Origin of the sequence: Rhizobium sp. BK060 (assembly GCF_014193145.1) — a bacterium.
Taxonomy (GTDB): domain Bacteria; phylum Pseudomonadota; class Alphaproteobacteria; order Rhizobiales; family Rhizobiaceae; genus Rhizobium.
In genome coordinates this window covers 259,442-276,692 of record NZ_JACHYW010000002.1, presented here as the reverse complement: position 1 = coordinate 276,692, position 17,251 = coordinate 259,442, and the positions used below count along the sequence as shown (strand labels likewise).

Here is a 17,251-nt window from a genome sequence, read left to right as displayed (position 1 = left end):
AGCTTTTACCGAATGAACCGCGATTAGGCAATTCACCCGGCAATATTCTTCAGTTTTGCACCGCTAGTTCGCGCAATGCAGCCGCATCGCGGGCCGAGACATCGGGATACTCAGGGTCGGAGCCGACATCCGTCGTGATCCGCCAGGAGCGCGCGCATTTGGTGCCTTCGGCCGGTTTGGGCTCGACGCTGACACCTGACACCTCGGGCAGACGGAAGGCATCGGCCGGGCCCTCGGCACCGTCAATGACGATGCCAGAGGTGATGCAGATCTCTTCGAAGTCCTGGCCCTCCAGCGCCTTCAGAAGCTCCGCATCGGCGACATGGACGACGGGGGCTGCCTCCAGTGAGGAACCAATACGCTTGTCCTTGCGCTCAATTTCCAGGGCGCCCGTGACAACGGTGCGAACGGCGCGGATCTTCTTCCACTTCTCGGCAAGAGCGTCGTTCTTCCATTCCGCCGGAATGGCCGGGAACTGCTCGAGGTGAACCGAGACAGCCGATGGATTGCGCGACAGCCAGGCCTCTTCCGCCGTGAAGGGCAACATCGGCGCCAGCCATGTCACCACGCATTCAAAGATATTGCGGATGACATGAAGGGCCGAACGACGGCGCGGGCTCGACGGCGCATCGCAGTAGAGCGCGTCCTTGCGAACGTCGAAGTAAAAGGCCGAGAGCTCGACGTTGGCAAAGTCGATCAGTGCACGAGCGATCTTCTTGAAGTCGAAGGCGTCGTAGCTTTCGCGGACGAGCTGATCGAGCTCGGCCAGGCGATGCAGCATCAGTTGCTCGAGTTCCGGCAGGTCGGCAAGCGCGATGACTTCGCCCTTGTCATGCGCCAGCGTGCCGAGCATCCAACGGATGGTGTTGCGCAGCTTGCGGTAGGCATCGATGTTCGTCTGGATGATCGTCTTGCCGACACGCAGATCCTCGGCGTAGTCGGACGTCATCACCCAAAGGCGCAGGATATCGGCACCCGCGTCCTTCATGATTTCCTGCGGCGATGTCACGTTGCCTTTCGACTTCGACATCTTCTCGCCTTTCTCGTCCATGGTGAAACCATGGGTGAGAACAGCATCATAGGGCGCCCGGCCACGTGTTGCGGCGGATTCCAGCAGCGACGAATGGAACCAGCCGCGGTGCTGGTCGGACCCTTCGAGGTAAAGGTCGGCCGGCCATTTCAGATCCGGGCGGTCTTCGAGCGTGAAGGTGTGTGTCGAGCCCGAGTCGAACCAGACATCGAGGATGTCCATGACCTGCGTCCAGGGCTCGTTTGCCTTCTCGCCCAGGAAGCGCTCACGCGCGCCATCCGCGAACCAGGCATCGGCGCCTTCCTTCTCGAAGGCTTCCAAGATGCGGGTGTCTACCGCATCGTCCTGCAGGATTTCGCCCTGCTCATCGACGAAGACGCAGATCGGCACACCCCAAGCGCGCTGACGCGAAAGCACCCAGTCCGGACGCTGCTCGATCATGGCGCGCAGACGGTTCTGGCCAGCAGCAGGCACGAAGCGGGTCTCGTCGATCGCGCTTAGCGCACGGGAACGCAACGTCGTTCCGTCGCCGAGCTCCTTGTCCATGTAGACAAACCACTGCGGCGTGTTGCGGAAGATGACCGGCTTTTTCGACCGCCACGAATGCGGATAAGAGTGCTTCAGGCGACCGCGTGCGAACAGCGCGTGACGTCCGATCAATGCCTTGATGACACGCTCGTTGGCATCGCCCTTCTTGCCGCTGTCGTCGATGACGCGCGCCGCACCTCCTTCCGCGTCCGGGCCGAAGCCGGGTGCGTCGACCGTAAAGAAGCCGGCGTCGTCGACCGGGAACGGGATCGTAGAGGAGACGCCACGCGCTTCGAGCTCGCGAACGTGATCCATCCAGACGTCGAAGTCCTCGCGGCCGTGGCTCGGAGATGTGTGGACGAAGCCGGTGCCGGTCTCGTCGGTGACGTGATCGCCATCAAGGAGCGGCACCTGGAAATGGTAGCCGCCGCCCAAGCCGTGCAGCGGGTGGGCGCAGGTGATGGCAGCAAATTCCGCGGCTTCCACGTCGCGAACGTGCCTGAAGGTCACCTTTGCCTTGGCGGCCGATTCCTCGGCGAGACGCTTGGCGAAGATCAGTCGTTCGCCGGGTTGCGGTCCGAAGTCATTCTCCGCCGTCTCGACCTCGTAGAGGCCATAGCCGTAGCGCGAGGAATAGGCGATGGCGCGGTTGCCCGGGATCGTCCACGGCGTCGTCGTCCAGATCACCACGAAGGCGCCCTTGAGTTCGCTGGGGCCTTCGGCAACCGGGAACTTCACCCAGATCATGTCGCTTTCGACATCCGCGTACTCGACCTCAGCCTCCGCGAGCGCCGTGCGCTCGACGACTGACCACATGATCGGCTTGGATCCGCGATAGAGCTGGCCGGATTTGGCGATCTTCAGCAGTTCGCCGGCGATACGCGATTCCGCGTGGAAGTTCATTGTCGTGTAGGGATTGTCAAAGTCGCCCTCGATGCCGAGGCGCTTGAACTCTTCCGACTGCACCTTGATCCAGCCGGCCGCGAAGTCACGGCATTCCTGGCGGAATTCGTTGACCGGAACCTCGTCCTTGTTCTTGCCCTTCTCGCGGTACTTCTCCTCGATCTTCCACTCGATCGGAAGGCCGTGGCAATCCCAGCCGGGAACGTAGTTGGCGTCGTAGCCGCGCATCTGGAACGAGCGGTTGATGACGTCCTTGAGGATCTTGTTCAGCGCGTGGCCGATATGGATGTTGCCGTTGGCATAGGGAGGGCCGTCGTGGAGCACGAACTTCTTGCGGCCGGCGGCGGACGCCCGAAGCTTCCTGTAGAGACCCATCTGCTGCCAGCGGGCAACGGTTTCCGGCTCCTTCTGCGGCAGGCCGGCGCGCATCGGGAAGTCCGTTTCCGGCAGATAGAGGGTCTTCGAGTAGTCGACTTTTTCGGCTGTATCGGTCATGTCTAGCAATCGTCTCTAGGCGCCACGGGAGCGGGCGCAACGGGCTTGAATTTGGTGACGGAGGCGCTCGTCGTCCAAGCGCCGAAAACCCGGACCTTCCGGCCGCTTAGCGCGCGCGGAAGGCCGGGCCGATAATTCGTATCGTGATCGCCAGCCGGAACTTGTTCATCGCGCCGGTTCATAGGCGCTTTTGCCGGGAAAAGGAAGAGGGATTCCATGACGTCGAGGGCGCCCAAGCGCGCGGAAGTGCCGATACCCCGAATCAGGTGAAGCAGATCTTGAGGTCGAGTTCGCCGAGCGGCCGCACACCAGCAAGCAGCGCGCTTGCCTCTTCCTTGTCGCGGTTCATCTGTTCCACAAGCGGCTCAAGGCCATCGAACTTCAATTCCGGGCGCAGATAGCCGAAGAACGACACCGAACAAATCTGCCCGTAGAGGTCGCCGCTGAAATCGAAGACGTAGGTCTCGAGCAGAGGCGCGCCGTTCTCGGTGACCGTCGGTCGGCGACCGTAGCTGGCGACACCATCGTGCAGCGTGCCATCGGCAAGACGAAAGCGAACGGCATAGATACCCGCCTTGAGATCGGCTTCAGTGGGCAGTTGCATATTCGCGGTCGGAAAGCCGAGCTGACGGCCAAGCTTCTCGCCGCCGATCACTTCCGCTTCCACAGTATAGTGATAGCCGAGCATGGCGGCGGCCTCGCTGACATTGCCGTCCTTCAGCAGTTCGCGAACGTGGCTCGAAGACACCACATCGGTATTCTCGTCGCGAAACGCGTCGATCAACGTCACGCCGAACCCATATTTCTGACCGGCACCCATCAGGAAGGCCGGACCGCCTTCCCGGCCACGCCCGAAATGAAAGTTGAAGCCCGTTACGACCTCGGAGGCGCCGAGCCAATCCTTAAGGATCGAATGGATGAAATCATCCGCCGAGCGCTGCGAAAACTCCCTGTCGAACGGATACTCGATGACGGCGTTGAAGCCGATCGCTTCGAGGATACGCGCCTTGAGCGGCGCCGGCGTCAGGCGAAAGACCGGTTGATCCGGGCGAAAGACCGTGCGGGGGTGAGGCTCAAAGGTCAGGACCAGCGCCGGAATACCGCGCTGACTCGATATCTCCAGGGCCCGGTTCAGCACGGACTGATGGCCCCGATGCACGCCGTCGAAGTTGCCGATGGCAATCACGCCGCCACGCAGGTGGGCCGGCAAGGGTTCGCGGGTCTCATTGCGGTGAAAAACGGTCATCGGCTGGCTTTTCTCATGCGAGGCTCTTTATGCGAGACGGGGCATCCACCACTTCGGTGTCGCTTTTTCGCGTTCCAGATAGGCCGTGAGGATTGCCTCGTCGGTCTCTCCGTTCAGCGTGTATTCCTTCGCGTGGATGCCGCCGCTGATATAGAGGAGATCAAGGCCGTAATCGAGAGCGCCGCGAACATCAGTTGGCATGCCGTCCCCGATGGCAAGCACACGGCTCGGCGGAAAGTCGCCGTGGGCCTCGCGGGCGACCGACAAGACGGCGTCGTAGATCGGCTTGTGCGGCTTGCCTGCAATACGTGTCTGACCGCCGAGCTGATTGTAGTAAGCCGCCATCGCGCCGGCGCAGGGGATGATCTTGTGGCCGCGCTCGACAACCAGATCGGGGTTGGCGCAAATCATCGGCACGCCGCGCACCTGAAACGCCTTCAGCATCTCGGTGTAGTCTTCCGGGGTCTCGGTTTCATCGTCGAAGAAGCCCGTGCAGACAACGGAGTTCGCATCCCTTGCCTCGACGCGCTCCACGCCAAGACCCTCGAGGATCGCCTGGTCGCGATCCGGTCCGAGCAGAAACACCTTCTTGGGGCCCTCGGCGATGAGCCCGCGCGTGACGTCGCCCGATGTGACGATGCGGTCGTAGGCGCCATCCTGGATGCCGATCTGGCGAAGCTGCGTCACAACCTGGGGAGCGATACGCGGCGAATTGGTGATGAGAACAACGGTCAGCCCCTCGCCGCGCGCCGCTTCCAGCGCAGCTGCCGCTTTGGGGAACGGATCGACGCCGTTGTGCAAGACGCCCCAGACATCGCAGAACACCGCGTCATAGTGGCTGGTGATTTCCGCAAAGTTCTCGATCCGCTTGGCCATTCCGATTTCCCGATCTCGTTAAGTCACGGCTGACATCGCAAAGGCCTGCCGGGATGGCAAGGCATTTTGCAGTGAGCAACTGCAAAAACCGGAAGCTGTCGACTAGAAGACGGCGATGGCAGCCCTGACCAACAGGCCCGTGGCGGTTGATACTCCGATCACCGTCAGGATGCCGACCTTGAAGCGAAAGAGCAGAACGGACGCCAGGGCGAAGATCCCGAGTGCCGCGACATCGAGCGTCCACCACTGCGGCCAGGCAACGCTAACGATCGGCAGGCCGGTCTTCCCGGAAAGAAGCGCGACGCGGCCAACGTCGACGAAGAGCACATGCAGGCCGAACCACAGTGCAAGATTGAGAATGACGCCGACAACCGCCGCGGTGATCGCCGAAAGGGCGGCCGAGAGGTTTTCGTTGTTGCGCAGTTTCTCGATGTAGGGAGCCCCGGTGAAGATCCAGATGAAGCTCGGTACGAACGTCGCCCATGCGGCGAGGAAGGCGCCGAGAACGCCACCGGCAAGCGGCGCCATCGCAATAGGGTTGCGATAGCCAGCGAGAAACCCAACGAAACAGAGGACGAGGACCAGCGGCCCAGGCGTCGTCTCTGCAAGTGCCAGTCCATCGAGCATCTCACCGGGCTGCAGCCAGGCGTAATGGCCGACGGCAACCTGCGCGACATAGGAAAGGACGGCGTAGGCGCCTCCGAAGGTTATCACGGCCATCTTGGAGAAAAAGATGAAGACCGCGCCGAACACATTGGTTTCGCCGCTCAGAGTTTCGGCGATCAGATCCGTGGGTGCATCAAGGCCACGAATGAAAAAGAGCGGCGACTGCCAGACGAGGATCCAGAACACGAGCACTACGAGCGGCCTTGCGATGGCATGCGTCGTGACCACAGGAAAATGCCGGTGCGAGGAGGTTTGCGGCAAGACTGGCGCGGCCAGCCGACGCTGGCGATGCTTCATCCATAGTAGGCCTGCTGCTCCGCCCAGGATGATAACCAGAGGAAACGGCAGGTTCAGAAGGAAGAGCGCCAGGAACGACGCTGCTGCCACATAATAATGAAATCGCTCTTTCAGCGCTCGGCGCCACGCCCGGAGCAATGCCTCGATGACGATTGCCAGAACCGCAGCCTTCGCGCCGAAGAAAAGCACGGGAAGCCAGGCGGCCTCCTGAAAAACGGCGTAGAGGCTCGATAGCGCCAGGATGACAAGGAAGCCCGGCAGAATGAACAGCAGGCCGGCAATGAGGCCGCCGCGCACGCCGTGGATCAACCAACCGATATAGGTTGCCAGTTGCTGGGCCTCGGGGCCTGGCAGCAGCATGCAGAAATTCAATCCATGCAGGAAACGTTCCTCGGAGATCCAGCGCTTCTCGTCGACAATCGTCTTATGCATGAGGGCGATCTGGCCGGCCGGCCCGCCGAAGCTCAGACAGCCAATCCGCGCCCAGACGCGAACCGCCTCCCGCAGCGTCGGCGCCGCCTCGATATCCCCTGCCGCGATCGCCTCATGCACGGTTGCCGCCCCTCTCGCCTCAAGGCGCTCGATATCATCGGCACGCCTTTACGACAATCCTGGCGCAGACAGGGCTGCAACTAACTTTTCGAAGACAAAAGCCTAGGGGGGAGCTCGATCGTCGCATAGGCTGTCGCACTTCCGACAAGGATGTGCTGTTAAGGCTGTTGCGAGGACGGCGAAGAAAAATTGCGGCCGTTCTTGACTCCCCGCTAGGCCACTCCTAAATGCTGCCTCGCTAGCACTCACCAAGGACGAGTGCTAACACCATCCGTGCAGGCCGCTCTCGGCCTGTGAGTGTCATTTGATCGAGGGATTAGACAATGGCAAGCACCAACTTCCGCCCCCTTCACGATCGCGTCGTTGTTCGCCGCGTTGAGTCCGAAGAAAAGACCAAGGGCGGCATCATCATTCCCGACACCGCCAAGGAAAAGCCGCAGGAAGGCGAAATCGTCGCCGTCGGCTCCGGCGCTCGTGACGAGTCCGGCAAGGTCGTCGCTCTCGACGTCAAGGCTGGTGATCGCGTTCTGTTCGGCAAGTGGTCCGGCACCGAAGTCAAGATCAACGGCGAAGACCTTCTGATCATGAAGGAAGCCGACATCATGGGCATCATCGGCTAATCAGCCGCTTTTCCCTTTCCGATTTTAGCTACGGGCCCAAAGCCCGGACAACTCGAATTCAGGAGTTTCAATCATGGCAGCTAAAGAAATCAAGTTCGGCCGCACCGCGCGCGAAAAGATGCTGCGTGGCGTCGACATTCTCGCTGACGCAGTGAAGGTAACGCTCGGCCCGAAGGGTCGTAACGTCATCATCGACAAGTCCTTCGGCGCTCCGCGCATCACCAAGGACGGCGTTTCGGTCGCCAAGGAAATCGAACTGGAAGACAAGTTCGAAAACATGGGCGCCCAGATGGTCCGCGAAGTTGCTTCGAAGACCAACGACATCGCCGGCGACGGCACGACCACCGCAACGGTTCTCGCTCAGGCGATCGTTCGCGAAGGCGCCAAGGCAGTTGCTGCCGGCATGAACCCGATGGACCTGAAGCGCGGTATCGACCTCGCTGTTGCTGAAGTCGTCAAGGATCTTCAGGCGAAGGCCAAGAAGATCAACACGTCGGAAGAAGTTGCCCAGGTCGGCACGATCTCCGCAAACGGCGAAAAGCAGATCGGTCTCGACATTGCTGAAGCAATGCAGAAGGTCGGCAACGAAGGCGTTATCACCGTCGAAGAAGCCAAGACCGCTGAAACCGAACTCGAAGTCGTCGAAGGCATGCAGTTCGACCGCGGCTACCTCAGCCCGTACTTCGTCACCAACCCGGAAAAGATGGTTGCTGACCTCGAAGACGCCTTCATCCTCCTGCACGAGAAGAAGCTTTCGAACCTCCAGGCTATGCTCCCGGTTCTCGAAGCTGTCGTTCAGACCGGCAAGCCGCTCCTCATCATCGCTGAAGACGTCGAAGGCGAAGCCCTTGCTACGCTCGTCGTCAACAAGCTGCGCGGCGGCCTGAAGATTGCTGCTGTCAAGGCTCCGGGCTTCGGCGATCGCCGCAAGGCAATGCTCGAAGACATCGCGATCCTTACCGGCGGCACGGTCATTTCCGAAGACCTCGGCATCAAGCTCGAGTCGGTTACCCTCGACATGCTCGGCCGCGCCAAGAAGGTTTCGATCTCCAAGGAAAACACGACGATCGTCGACGGTTCGGGCGCCAAGTCCGACATCGAAGGCCGCGTTGCCCAGATCAAGGCCCAGATCGAAGAAACTACCTCCGACTACGACCGCGAAAAGCTGCAGGAGCGTCTTGCTAAGCTCGCTGGCGGCGTTGCCGTCATCCGCGTCGGCGGCTCGACGGAAGTCGAAGTGAAGGAAAAGAAGGACCGCATCGACGACGCGCTCAACGCGACGCGCGCTGCTGTTCAGGAAGGTATCGTACCGGGCGGCGGCGTTGCCCTGCTGCGTTCCTCCGCCAAGATTTCGGCCAAGGGCGAGAACGACGACCAGGACGCCGGTATCAACATCGTTCGCCGCGCTCTGCAGGCTCCGGCCCGTCAGATCGCCGAGAACGCTGGTGATGAAGCTTCGATCGTTGTCGGCAAGATCCTCGAGAAGGGCGAAGACAACTTCGGTTACAACGCCCAGACCGGCGAATACGGCGACATGATCGCCATGGGTATCGTCGACCCGGTCAAGGTTGTTCGCACGGCTCTGCAGGACGCAGCTTCGGTTGCTTCGCTGCTGATCACCACCGAAGCCATGATCGCCGAGCTGCCAAAGAAGGACGCTCCGGCTGGCATGCCGGGCGGCATGGGCGGCATGGGCGGCATGGACATGATGTGATAGGCCGAAAGCCTATCGCAGGAATTGTCTGTAAAGCTTCACTGATCCACTTCAGGTATCCCGGAATAGGAAGGGCGGTCTTCGGACCGCCCTTTTTTGTTTCGCACCTGATTCGTCGCCCCCACCCTCCAGCTTTTTCAATCGATAGCTGAAACGTTTAATCAGAGTCGTGAGCAACCCTCGCATTGGGCGAAGCTTTCGCAAAACTTGTGGCGCTGTATTTTTTCTTTCACAGGCTGATTTCTCTCGCGGTGCAATTTTCTACACATTTCAGCGCGAGGAACCGCAGTGAAACCGTTTGCACGTCAAGAACTTGCGAAATTTTTGCTATTTCCTGGCGTCCAGGAGCGTCTTCGGGTGTATTTTCCACTCGCAGTAGAGATCTGCAGTGCGCAAAAAGCCGATTGCCGTTTGCATAAAAGACCGATAAATCCGCGTTGCATTCGGCGCGCGTTCATCGGCCGACGGTCGCTATCCCATATCGATCCTGACCATGGGGCGCGAGACCGAGTTCGGGAAAAACCCCTCCCGAAAATATATCATAAGTTGTGTAACGTGCCGAGAAATTGGACGCGGTTCCGCCAGAGGGACCGGCAATCCAAACCCCATTTCCCGGTCGCCCGCGCATGATGCGCGGCGCAGCATGAACCTGCTCATTTTTGCCGGACGTGTAGCGGGGGAAGCTGCACCTAAGCTGGGGAAAAATTTGTTCAAAATCGCAAGAACCAACGCCGCAGCGCCCCTCATGCCGGGCTCACTGGATATCAGCAATCATGATCCTGAAATGCTGGCGCAGTTTTCCATTTCGGAAACCTGGGTCGGAGACTTCTCCACCGGCGTGATCCACCTCAAGGAATGGAGTGCCATGCTGCACGGGCTTCCCGCGCGGGAATGCGGGCTTCTCAGCCTCATGCGCTGTTACGACCCGAAGGATCACGACCGCATCCTGGAGCTCTTCGAACAGGCTGCGACGCTTTCTTCTTCCTTCTGCTTTTCGACCACGATCATGCTGCCGAACGGCTTCCGTCAACCATTGTTCTGCATGGGGGAGTCGAACGGTCACGACGACGCCTACAGCGGCAGCATGCTTGGTGTTTTCGTCTTTCCTCGATTCAAGACGAATGCCGGCAGCGAGTTCGCGCGGCGCCAATAGAAGCGTCCGCCACACACAAGAAGCCGGGCCCTTTGGAACCGGCTTTTTCTTTGCCTTGGCTCGGCTTTAGGCAGGGCGCGCAGGTATATTCAAGCCCTTTTCGGATGCTGGCCGAGCGATGCAGCGCTCAAGCCAGGCCATCACCGCCGGAAAGCTCTTATAATCAAGCACTTCGCGGCCGCCATAGAACACGTCGGCACCACGGAGCCACGGGAAGGTGGCGATATCGGCGATCGTATAAAGGTCACCCATGATCCACTGGCGTCCCTGCAGCCGCGCTTCCAGCACGCTCAGCAGCCGCTTGGATTCGTCACGGTAGCGCTCCATCGGGTAGGAGTTGCTGGCGACCTTGTCGGCCGCGAACTTGTAGAAGTGCCCGAACTGACCGAACATCGGCCCGATACCGGCCATCTGGAAGAAGACCCACTGGATCGTCTCATAGCGTCCTGCCGCATCGGCAGGAATGAGTTTGCCTGTCTTCTCAGCGAGATAGAGCAGGATGGCACCGGATTCAAAAATGCCGATCGGCTTTCCATCCGGGCCATTGGGATCGATGATCGCCGGGATGCGGCCGTTCGGGTTAAGCGACACGAACTCCGGAGACTTCTGGTCATTCGTGCTGAACGAAATCAGATGCGGCTCGTAGGGTAAGCCAAGCTCTTCAAGCGCGATCGATATCTTGACGCCGTTCGGCGTCGGCAACGAGTAAAGCTGGATAACGTTGGAATCCGCTGATGGCCAGCGCGTCGTGATCGGAAAAGCGGAAAGATCTGCCATTGGGATCTCCATCTTGGGCGGCCGACCATAGAAGAGGGGTATCGCCGATGGCAAGCCGACTTCGTCGTCGATCTATCGTTCAATAATAGAGAACGAACTGTCCCCTTCCGTCTATCTTTCCACGACAGCAAAAAAAGGCGACAAAACGGCATGCGAGGTCGAAACCGTGCCGGGGAGCACAACGACCTCAAACGCCATTCAAACGGAGACATTGTCCCATGTCGAATACCAACAACGCCATCATTCTCGTCGCTCGCATTCTCCTTTCCTTCATGTTCATCCTTGCTGGCTTCGGCAAGCTCACGGACGTCGCTGGCACTGCCGGCATGATCGCCGGCGCTGGCCTTCCTGCTGCTACCGCCCTTGCCTATCTCGCCGGCGCCTTCGAGCTGGTGACGGGCCTTGCCGTTCTCGTCGGCTTCCAGACGAAGATCGTCGGTTGGCTGCTCGCCGTCTTCTGTGTCTTCACGGCCGTCCTCTTCCACCTGCCCTACGCCAGCGGCGCGGAACTGGTTAACATCCTGAACCAGATCATGGTCATGAAGAACGTCACGCTGGCCGGCGCCTACATCCTGCTCGCCACCTACGGCCCGGGCGTCTACTCGCTCGATGCACGCCGCGGCGCCTACGCTGCCGCCTAAGCGATCAGCCACCTCCCAAGCATGAAGAACCCGCCGTCACCAGACGGCGGTTTTTTTCTTGCCTGACGATTTTGAGACGGTCAGAGCGCCGAACGAACGGCGTCTACCAGTCCCTGGACTGTGGCGTCGTTCACATGGCTTTCTTTGCGCGCCCTGACGAAGCAAGCCTCGGAGCGAAGAATGACGCCATCGGACAGGATCTTCAGGTTGTTCGCACGAAGGGTCGAGCCGGTCGAGGTGATATCGACGATGATGTCGGCGGAACCTGAGGCCGGCGCCCCTTCCGTTGCCCCAAGGCTCTCGACGATGCGGTAGAGCTGGATGCCGTGCTGACTGGAGAAGAACTGTTGCGTCAGCCGCCAGTATTTCGTGGCGATCGCCAGGCGCCGGCCGTGGCGGGCGCGGAAATCGGAGGCAACATCGCCGAGGTCGGCCATGGTGTCGACATCGAGCCAGATTTCCGGGACAGCAACCACGACATCAGCGTGACCGAAACCGAGACGGGCACAGACCTCCACACGCTTATCCGCCTCCGCCAGCCCCTCGCGGATAAGATCCTCACCGGTGACGCCGAAATCGACCGTGCCGTTGCCGAGCTCGCGGGAAATCTCGGAGGCGGAGAGGAAGGCCACTTCGACGTCGTCCCATCCCTCAACCCGTCCGCGATAGGAGCGATCGTTGCCGACAGCGGTGATTCTGATGCCGGCGCGTTCGAAGATCGCCGAAGCATCGTCTTTCATGCGGCCCTTAGAGGGCAGTGCGATGGTAATCGTCATCAGGCAGCCCTCTCCGCTTCGATGCGATCCAGCCAGAGCGAGAAGCCGACGGCCGGAATGCGGTCCTTGGCGCCAAGGAAGGTCATCAACTTATCGAAACGGCCGCCACCGGCGAGAACGGCCGACGTGCCCTGAACGCCAATCTCGAAAACCAGACCGGTGTAGTAATCCAGCGGGCGCCCGAAGGCTGCGCGGTAATCGATCAGCGCGAGATCGACGCCGGCATTCGCCAACGCGGCGACGCGACCGTCGAAGCGCGCAAGCGCGTTACCGAGCTTGAGGCCCGCGGCATCAGCAAAGCCAGCCAGCGCCGCCGAGGCATTGATCAGCGGCACATTCAGCGACAAGAATTCCTCGAGCACGCGGAAGGCCGCGTCATCGAGGCGCGTTTCGGAGAGGATGAGTTTCTCCTTCAAGCGACGCGCGATTTCCAGCGGCGAGCGGCTTGCATTCGTCGAATAGCCCGTCGCCTGCATCGTCGCATCGATATGCGCGACCAGTGCGGCTTCGTCGTCGGCGGCGATCAGATGCGCGATCTCGTTGCTCAGCCCGGTGACGAACTGAGGGCTGACAAGGCTCGCCAGCAGAGCTTCGAGCTGGCTCATGTTGCCGAAGGCGTGGATCAGCCGCTTCTGCCAGCCGAGCGGCAGGCCGAGCGCCTGCACGACCGCTTCGAAGACGGCCTGATCGCCGAGGGTGACCGCAAGGCGCTTACCCGGAACGACACGCTCCAAGACGCCGATCGCATCGCCGATTGCCCGCGCGTCGGCAGCGGCGATATTGATGTCGCCGAGATCCTCGATCCCGGCCTGATAGAACTCGCTTCCGCCTTCGCGCCGCTGGCGGAAGACTTCGCCGAGATAGGAATAGCGCTTCGGCGTGCCGGTCGCGCTCTCGATGTGGCGTAGACAGACGGGAATCGTGAATTCGGGACGCAGGCAGAGGCTGGCACCTGTCTCGCTCTCGGTCATGAAGATGCGGCGGCGAAGATCCTCACCGGCGATATCGAGGAAGGGTTCGGCGGGCTGGATGACGGGTGTGTCCACCCTCTCCGTCTTTCGCGCCGCAAACTCTGAGAGGAGATCGCCGGAGAAGTCCGGCAGGTTGATCAGGGCCATCTCAGCCCGCCCTATTCCGGTCTTCGGCCTGCGCCGCCAAAATTTCCTTGACCTTGGCGACCAGATCGCTTTCGGCAACAGTCTCCTGGGCGACGCGCGCCTCGCGCCAGCTGGCGTTGTCCTCGATCTCGCCCGACAGGCGCTTGCCCTCGATTAGGTCCTTGATCTGCACGACGCCCTCAGCGCGCTCGTCGCCGCCCTGAATGATGGCAACGGGGCAGCCGCGGCGGTCGGCATATTTTAGCTGGTTGCCGAATTTCTTCCAGTTGCCCTGATACATCTCGGCGCGGACGCCGGCCTTGCGCAGTTCCTGCGTCATACGCTGGTAGCGGCCCATTGCCTCGACATCGCCGTCCATGACAGTCACCAGAACAGGCTCGATGACGTCGGCCTGGCCGAGCTTTCCGAGGTTCTTCAGCGCCGTCATCAGGCGCGAGACGCCGATGGAAAAGCCGGTGGCCGGTACCGCCTGGCCCATGAAGCGGGACACAAGGCCGTCGTAGCGACCGCCGCCGCCGACGGAACCGAAAACGACCTTTTCGCCCTTCTCATTGGTCACGTCGAAACTCAACTCGGCCTCGTAGACCGGGCCGGTGTAGTATTCGAGACCGCGGATGACAGATGGATCTATCCTGATACGATCCTCATCATAGCCGGCCGCTCTTACGAGCGCCTCTATCTTTTGCAGTTCGGCGTGGCCCGCAGCATAAAGATCGCTCGCCGGGCGGAAATCATCCCCTTTGAGATAGCCCAGGATAAACTCAATCTGATCTGCGGTCAGGCCAGCGCCCTTGGTAAAGTCACCTGACTCATCCTTACGGCCACCACCCAGTAGCAGTCGCACGCCGTCGAAGCCGAACTTATCGAGCTTATCGATTGCGCGCAGCACGCCCAAACGCCGACCAGCATTCTGTTCGCCACCAAGGCCCGCTTCCTCCATGACGCCATCGATAACTTTGCGGTTGTTGACACGGACCACGTACTGCCCGGCTAGACCAAGCGCATCCATCGTGTCCGCCATCATCATGCACATCTCGGCATCCGCCGAGACATCTGGTGCGCCGACGGTATCGGCGTCGAACTGCATGAACTGGCGGAAACGGCCCGGACCCGGCTTCTCGTTGCGGAAGACATAGCCGGCGCGATAGGTGCGGTACGGCAGCTGGATCTCGTTGAAATTCTCGGCGACAAGACGGGCGAGCGGCGCCGTCAGGTCGTAGCGCAAAGACATCCACTGCTCGTCGTCGTCCTGCAGCGAGAAGACGCCTTCGTTCGGTCGGTCGGCATCGGGCAAGAACTTGCCGAGCGCATCGGTATATTCGAAGAGCGGCGTTTCGACAGGATCGAAACCATAATGCTCATAGACTTCCCGGATCTTCGCGGTCATTTCGTTGACGGCACGAATGTCGGCTGCCGAACGATCGACGAAGCCGCGTGGAAGTCTGGCCTTGAGCTTTTGTGGTTTCTTCTGCTTGTCGTTCATTTCCAAGGTATTCCGCTCGCTGTGACAGTGGCGGTTTCCTAGCGGAAAGGGCCGGATGCGGCAAGGGCGAAGGCCCTTGATCCGGAACACAGAATCAATTGAACGAGGGAGAATGGATCGAATGGCGGGAGCTACATCGTGATCGCGGAGGCACTTCTCTACGCCGCGACCGTTCCGATGACGCTGAAGGCGCATCGCCGGTTCATCCGATGCTCCGTCAATCTATGGTTCCGCGCCGGCCGCTGCAGCCGGCAATGGGAGGAGCACGAGGAGCGTAGCCGGAGCGCTGTAAGGAGCGCCGTGGCGGGTTTGCGGCAGAGGCGGACGGTGGTCGTTGTGGGATCCGGCCTGCTGCGTGATGTGCCGATAAAGGAGCTGGCCGAGACCTTTGACACCGTCGTGATCGTCGATCTCGTGCATCTTGCCTCGGTGCGCCTGTGGCTTCGGTTCAAGCGATACCGCAATGTTCGCCTGATCGAGCGTGACCTTTCGGGTTATGACGAGCTTGCCGGGGGTAAACAGCCGGAGCCGCTCGCCTTTCTGAGGACCGTCCCGTATCTCGATTTCGTCATCTCGGCCAATCTCCTCTCCCAGATCGGTCGTGGCGCAAAACGCTGCTACGAGGCGGAAGAGAAAGGCGCCATGCCCTCCGATACCGTCACGTGACTGATCGAGGCACACCGCTCTGGGCTGGAAGCAGCGCCCTGCAAGACCTGCCTGATTACCGATGTCTGCTATGCGGTCATCGACCGCAGCGGGAAGCTTCATGAGGAGGCTGACCTGCTGCACGGCGTGTCGCTGTCATCGGTTCAAGCCAACTGGACATGGCCCGTGGCGCCACTCGGCGAGGAGAGCGCCGACTATCAGATCGTGCAGAAGGTCGTTGCCGCCTATTGAGGCTCGTCTCTTCCGAGCCCGAATCTCGTTCAGGATGAGGTAGTCAGTTCGAGCCGCGCCGAGGTGTCCTCAGTTGACAAATGGCGGACAGCCCATAGTCTGCGTGTACGCCTTTGAAATCGCAACCGTTCGAAGATGAGGATCATGCCTATGGCAAAGTGCATGAGACGGCTTCTAGTGGCGAATCTTGCCCTTTGCCTTTCGGCTTTCGCGGCAGCCGCTGCGACGCTCGACACGATCACTGAGCGCAACAGCGTGCGCATCGGCTACATCGCCGACGAGGCGCCCTTCTCCTCCAGCAAGCCGGGCATTAATCCGACGGGATATGCTATCGACCTCTGTGGCAAGATCGCCGATGAACTAGAACGTCAAGTTCCGCAACTGAAGCGCGAATACATAGAGATGACCCTCGCCGACGGCTTCGATGCGGTGAAGAATGGAGAGGTCGATCTGCTTTGCGGTGCGATCACCGTCACTTTGAAGAGGCGGGAAATCGTCGACTTCTCACAGCCCATCTTCCTGACCGGGGCGACTGCGCTGCTCCGCAAAGATTCGCCCAACTACCTGCCGACTCTTTTTCTCGACAAGCCCGCTGTTCGCTCCGTTAGCCAGAGTGTCGCATCCACGCGCGTAATCGGCGTGCGTGCAAGCACGACAACGGGAGCGACGCTGCGCGAGGCGCTGGCAACCCAGGTGTCGAAGACGAGGCTTGCCGATTTCGAGACGCACGAGGACGGGCTTACGGCGCTGGAGGATCACAAGATCGATGCCTATATCGCCGATCAGGTGCTGCTCATCAGCCTGGCCAAGCGGGCGCGCGATCCGTCCTCGCTCGAGATTGGCGATCGGCTGTTTACGCACGAACCCTATGCGATAGCGCTACGTCGCGACGACGCCAACTTCCGCCTGCTGGCCGATCGTGCACTGACGTATTTCTATCTGTCGGACGATTTTCTGCCGCTGCTGGAAACCTATTTCGGAGCGGAGGCGCCGATGCTGCACACGCAGATCATTATGGAGCATGTGCCCTATTGATATTGGCCAGATCAAGTCAAAGTCGCTGGGCGGCCTGCACCGTAATCTCGCGATATGCATCCGCTACGGGTTTAATGCTGCAACCGCGCTGGTAGCGCCTGCCAAATCCGCAAAAAGCACCTTGGCTTCTTCGTGTCGTGTTCCTATTTTGACGGCATGCGCTTTCTTGCAATCATAGCGATGGTGTTCGCCTGGCTTGCTTACGGCACCATGTCCGCCTGGGCTGGCTGTCCGACATGCCTGTCCATACAAACCGTCGCTTCGAATGCCAGCGTCGAGCATCAGCACATAAGCGGGATGGATATGGGCGAGAAAGCCAAATCGCCGGCGCCACAACAGGATCCCTGCTCAGCCAGCGGCATGGTGCACATGCCTTTCTGCTCGGCCTGTCTTGTCGTGCCGCCGTCGATGACTTTCGCCGCAACCGGCAAGCAACTATTTTCC

General features: G+C 60.4%; 13 protein-coding genes and 1 pseudogene. 6 read left to right on the top strand and 8 right to left on the bottom strand.

The genetic code is table 11. The features are described 5' to 3' along the window. Positions 1-49: 49 nt before the first annotated feature. The 4 genes from ileS to chrA all read right to left on the bottom strand — a co-directional run bounded on the left by ileS (position 50) and on the right by chrA (position 6,593). Positions 50-2,956 (bottom strand): isoleucine--tRNA ligase, encoded by a 2,907-nt coding sequence (gene ileS, locus FHT71_RS03495; RefSeq protein ID WP_183718908.1) that lies wholly within the window; start codon positions 2,954-2,956, stop codon positions 50-52. A 262-nt stretch (positions 2,957-3,218) separates the two neighbouring features. Further along, positions 3,219-4,202 carry a bifunctional riboflavin kinase/FAD synthetase gene (locus FHT71_RS03490; RefSeq protein WP_007799204.1) on the bottom strand — a complete coding sequence of 328 codons (984 nt, stop codon included), beginning with the start codon at positions 4,200-4,202 and terminating at the stop codon, positions 3,219-3,221. Positions 4,203-4,229: 27 nt separating this feature from the next. Next, complete coding sequence (locus tag FHT71_RS03485; RefSeq protein WP_007799205.1) at positions 4,230-5,078, bottom strand: TIGR01459 family HAD-type hydrolase; 849 nt, start codon at positions 5,076-5,078, stop codon at positions 4,230-4,232. A 102-nt stretch (positions 5,079-5,180) separates the two neighbouring features. Further along, a complete protein-coding gene (chrA, locus tag FHT71_RS03480; RefSeq protein ID WP_183718906.1) occupies positions 5,181-6,593 on the bottom strand; it encodes a chromate efflux transporter in 1,413 nt (470 codons plus the stop codon). 323 nt (positions 6,594-6,916) lie between these two features. Between chrA and groES the strand changes: the two genes are divergently transcribed. From groES to FHT71_RS03465, 3 genes are all read left to right on the top strand, one after another. Next, the gene (gene groES / locus FHT71_RS03475; RefSeq protein WP_004675403.1) at positions 6,917-7,213 is read left to right on the top strand and encodes a co-chaperone GroES; all 297 of its coding nucleotides are present in this window, start codon (positions 6,917-6,919) and stop codon (positions 7,211-7,213) included. Positions 7,214-7,286: 73 nt separating this feature from the next. Next, a complete protein-coding gene (gene groL / locus FHT71_RS03470) occupies positions 7,287-8,927 on the top strand; it encodes a chaperonin GroEL (protein WP_007799209.1) in 1,641 nt (546 codons plus the stop codon). Between the two features lie 706 nt (positions 8,928-9,633). After that, complete coding sequence (locus FHT71_RS03465; RefSeq protein ID WP_183718944.1) at positions 9,634-10,080, top strand: hypothetical protein; 447 nt, start codon at positions 9,634-9,636, stop codon at positions 10,078-10,080. Between the two features lie 66 nt (positions 10,081-10,146). Here FHT71_RS03465 and FHT71_RS03460 read toward each other — a convergent pair whose 3' ends face one another. After that, entirely contained in the window at positions 10,147-10,857 is a 711-nt protein-coding gene (locus FHT71_RS03460; RefSeq protein ID WP_183718904.1) for a glutathione binding-like protein, read from the bottom strand. 218 nt (positions 10,858-11,075) lie between these two features. Between FHT71_RS03460 and FHT71_RS03455 the strand changes: the two genes are divergently transcribed. Beyond that, a complete protein-coding gene (locus FHT71_RS03455; RefSeq protein ID WP_183718901.1) occupies positions 11,076-11,498 on the top strand; it encodes a DoxX family protein in 423 nt (140 codons plus the stop codon). An 80-nt stretch (positions 11,499-11,578) separates the two neighbouring features. Here the strand turns inward: FHT71_RS03455 and hisG are convergent, their stop codons facing one another. The 3 genes from hisG to hisS are packed head-to-tail and all read right to left on the bottom strand — an operon-like array spanning position 11,579 to position 14,875. Further along, positions 11,579-12,274: an ATP phosphoribosyltransferase gene (gene hisG / locus FHT71_RS03450; RefSeq protein ID WP_007799223.1), complete on the bottom strand. Its 696-nt coding sequence runs from the start codon at positions 12,272-12,274 to the stop codon at positions 11,579-11,581. After that, positions 12,274-13,392 carry an ATP phosphoribosyltransferase regulatory subunit gene (locus tag FHT71_RS03445; RefSeq protein WP_007799226.1) on the bottom strand — a complete coding sequence of 373 codons (1,119 nt, stop codon included), beginning with the start codon at positions 13,390-13,392 and terminating at the stop codon, positions 12,274-12,276. The genes hisG and FHT71_RS03445 overlap by 1 nt, the downstream gene beginning before the upstream one ends. A 1-nt stretch (position 13,393) precedes the next feature. After that, a complete protein-coding gene (gene hisS / locus FHT71_RS03440; RefSeq protein ID WP_183718899.1) occupies positions 13,394-14,875 on the bottom strand; it encodes a histidine--tRNA ligase in 1,482 nt (493 codons plus the stop codon). A 138-nt stretch (positions 14,876-15,013) separates the two neighbouring features. Between hisS and FHT71_RS03435 the strand changes: the two are divergent. Further along, positions 15,014-15,772: pseudogene (locus FHT71_RS03435) on the top strand (hypothetical protein). A 150-nt stretch (positions 15,773-15,922) separates the two neighbouring features. Then, positions 15,923-16,807 carry an amino acid ABC transporter substrate-binding protein gene (locus tag FHT71_RS03430; protein ID WP_183718897.1) on the top strand — a complete coding sequence of 295 codons (885 nt, stop codon included), beginning with the start codon at positions 15,923-15,925 and terminating at the stop codon, positions 16,805-16,807. Positions 16,808-17,251 lie beyond the last annotated feature (444 nt).

Coding starts and splice junctions, on each gene's coding strand:
- FHT71_RS03430 (WP_183718897.1), top strand. CDS start 15,923: ATGGCAAAGTGCATGAGACGGCTTCTAGTGGCGAATCTTGCCCTTTGC.
- FHT71_RS03490 (WP_007799204.1), bottom strand. CDS start 4,202: ATGACCGTTTTTCACCGCAATGAGACCCGCGAACCCTTGCCGGCCCAC.
- FHT71_RS03445 (WP_007799226.1), bottom strand. CDS start 13,392: ATGGCCCTGATCAACCTGCCGGACTTCTCCGGCGATCTCCTCTCAGAG.
- hisG (WP_007799223.1), bottom strand. CDS start 12,274: ATGACGATTACCATCGCACTGCCCTCTAAGGGCCGCATGAAAGACGAT.
- ileS (WP_183718908.1), bottom strand. CDS start 2,956: ATGACCGATACAGCCGAAAAAGTCGACTACTCGAAGACCCTCTATCTG.
- FHT71_RS03460 (WP_183718904.1), bottom strand. CDS start 10,857: ATGGCAGATCTTTCCGCTTTTCCGATCACGACGCGCTGGCCATCAGCG.
- hisS (WP_183718899.1), bottom strand. CDS start 14,875: ATGAACGACAAGCAGAAGAAACCACAAAAGCTCAAGGCCAGACTTCCA.
- groES (WP_004675403.1), top strand. CDS start 6,917: ATGGCAAGCACCAACTTCCGCCCCCTTCACGATCGCGTCGTTGTTCGC.
- groL (WP_007799209.1), top strand. CDS start 7,287: ATGGCAGCTAAAGAAATCAAGTTCGGCCGCACCGCGCGCGAAAAGATG.
- FHT71_RS03485 (WP_007799205.1), bottom strand. CDS start 5,078: ATGGCCAAGCGGATCGAGAACTTTGCGGAAATCACCAGCCACTATGAC.
- FHT71_RS03455 (WP_183718901.1), top strand. CDS start 11,076: ATGTCGAATACCAACAACGCCATCATTCTCGTCGCTCGCATTCTCCTT.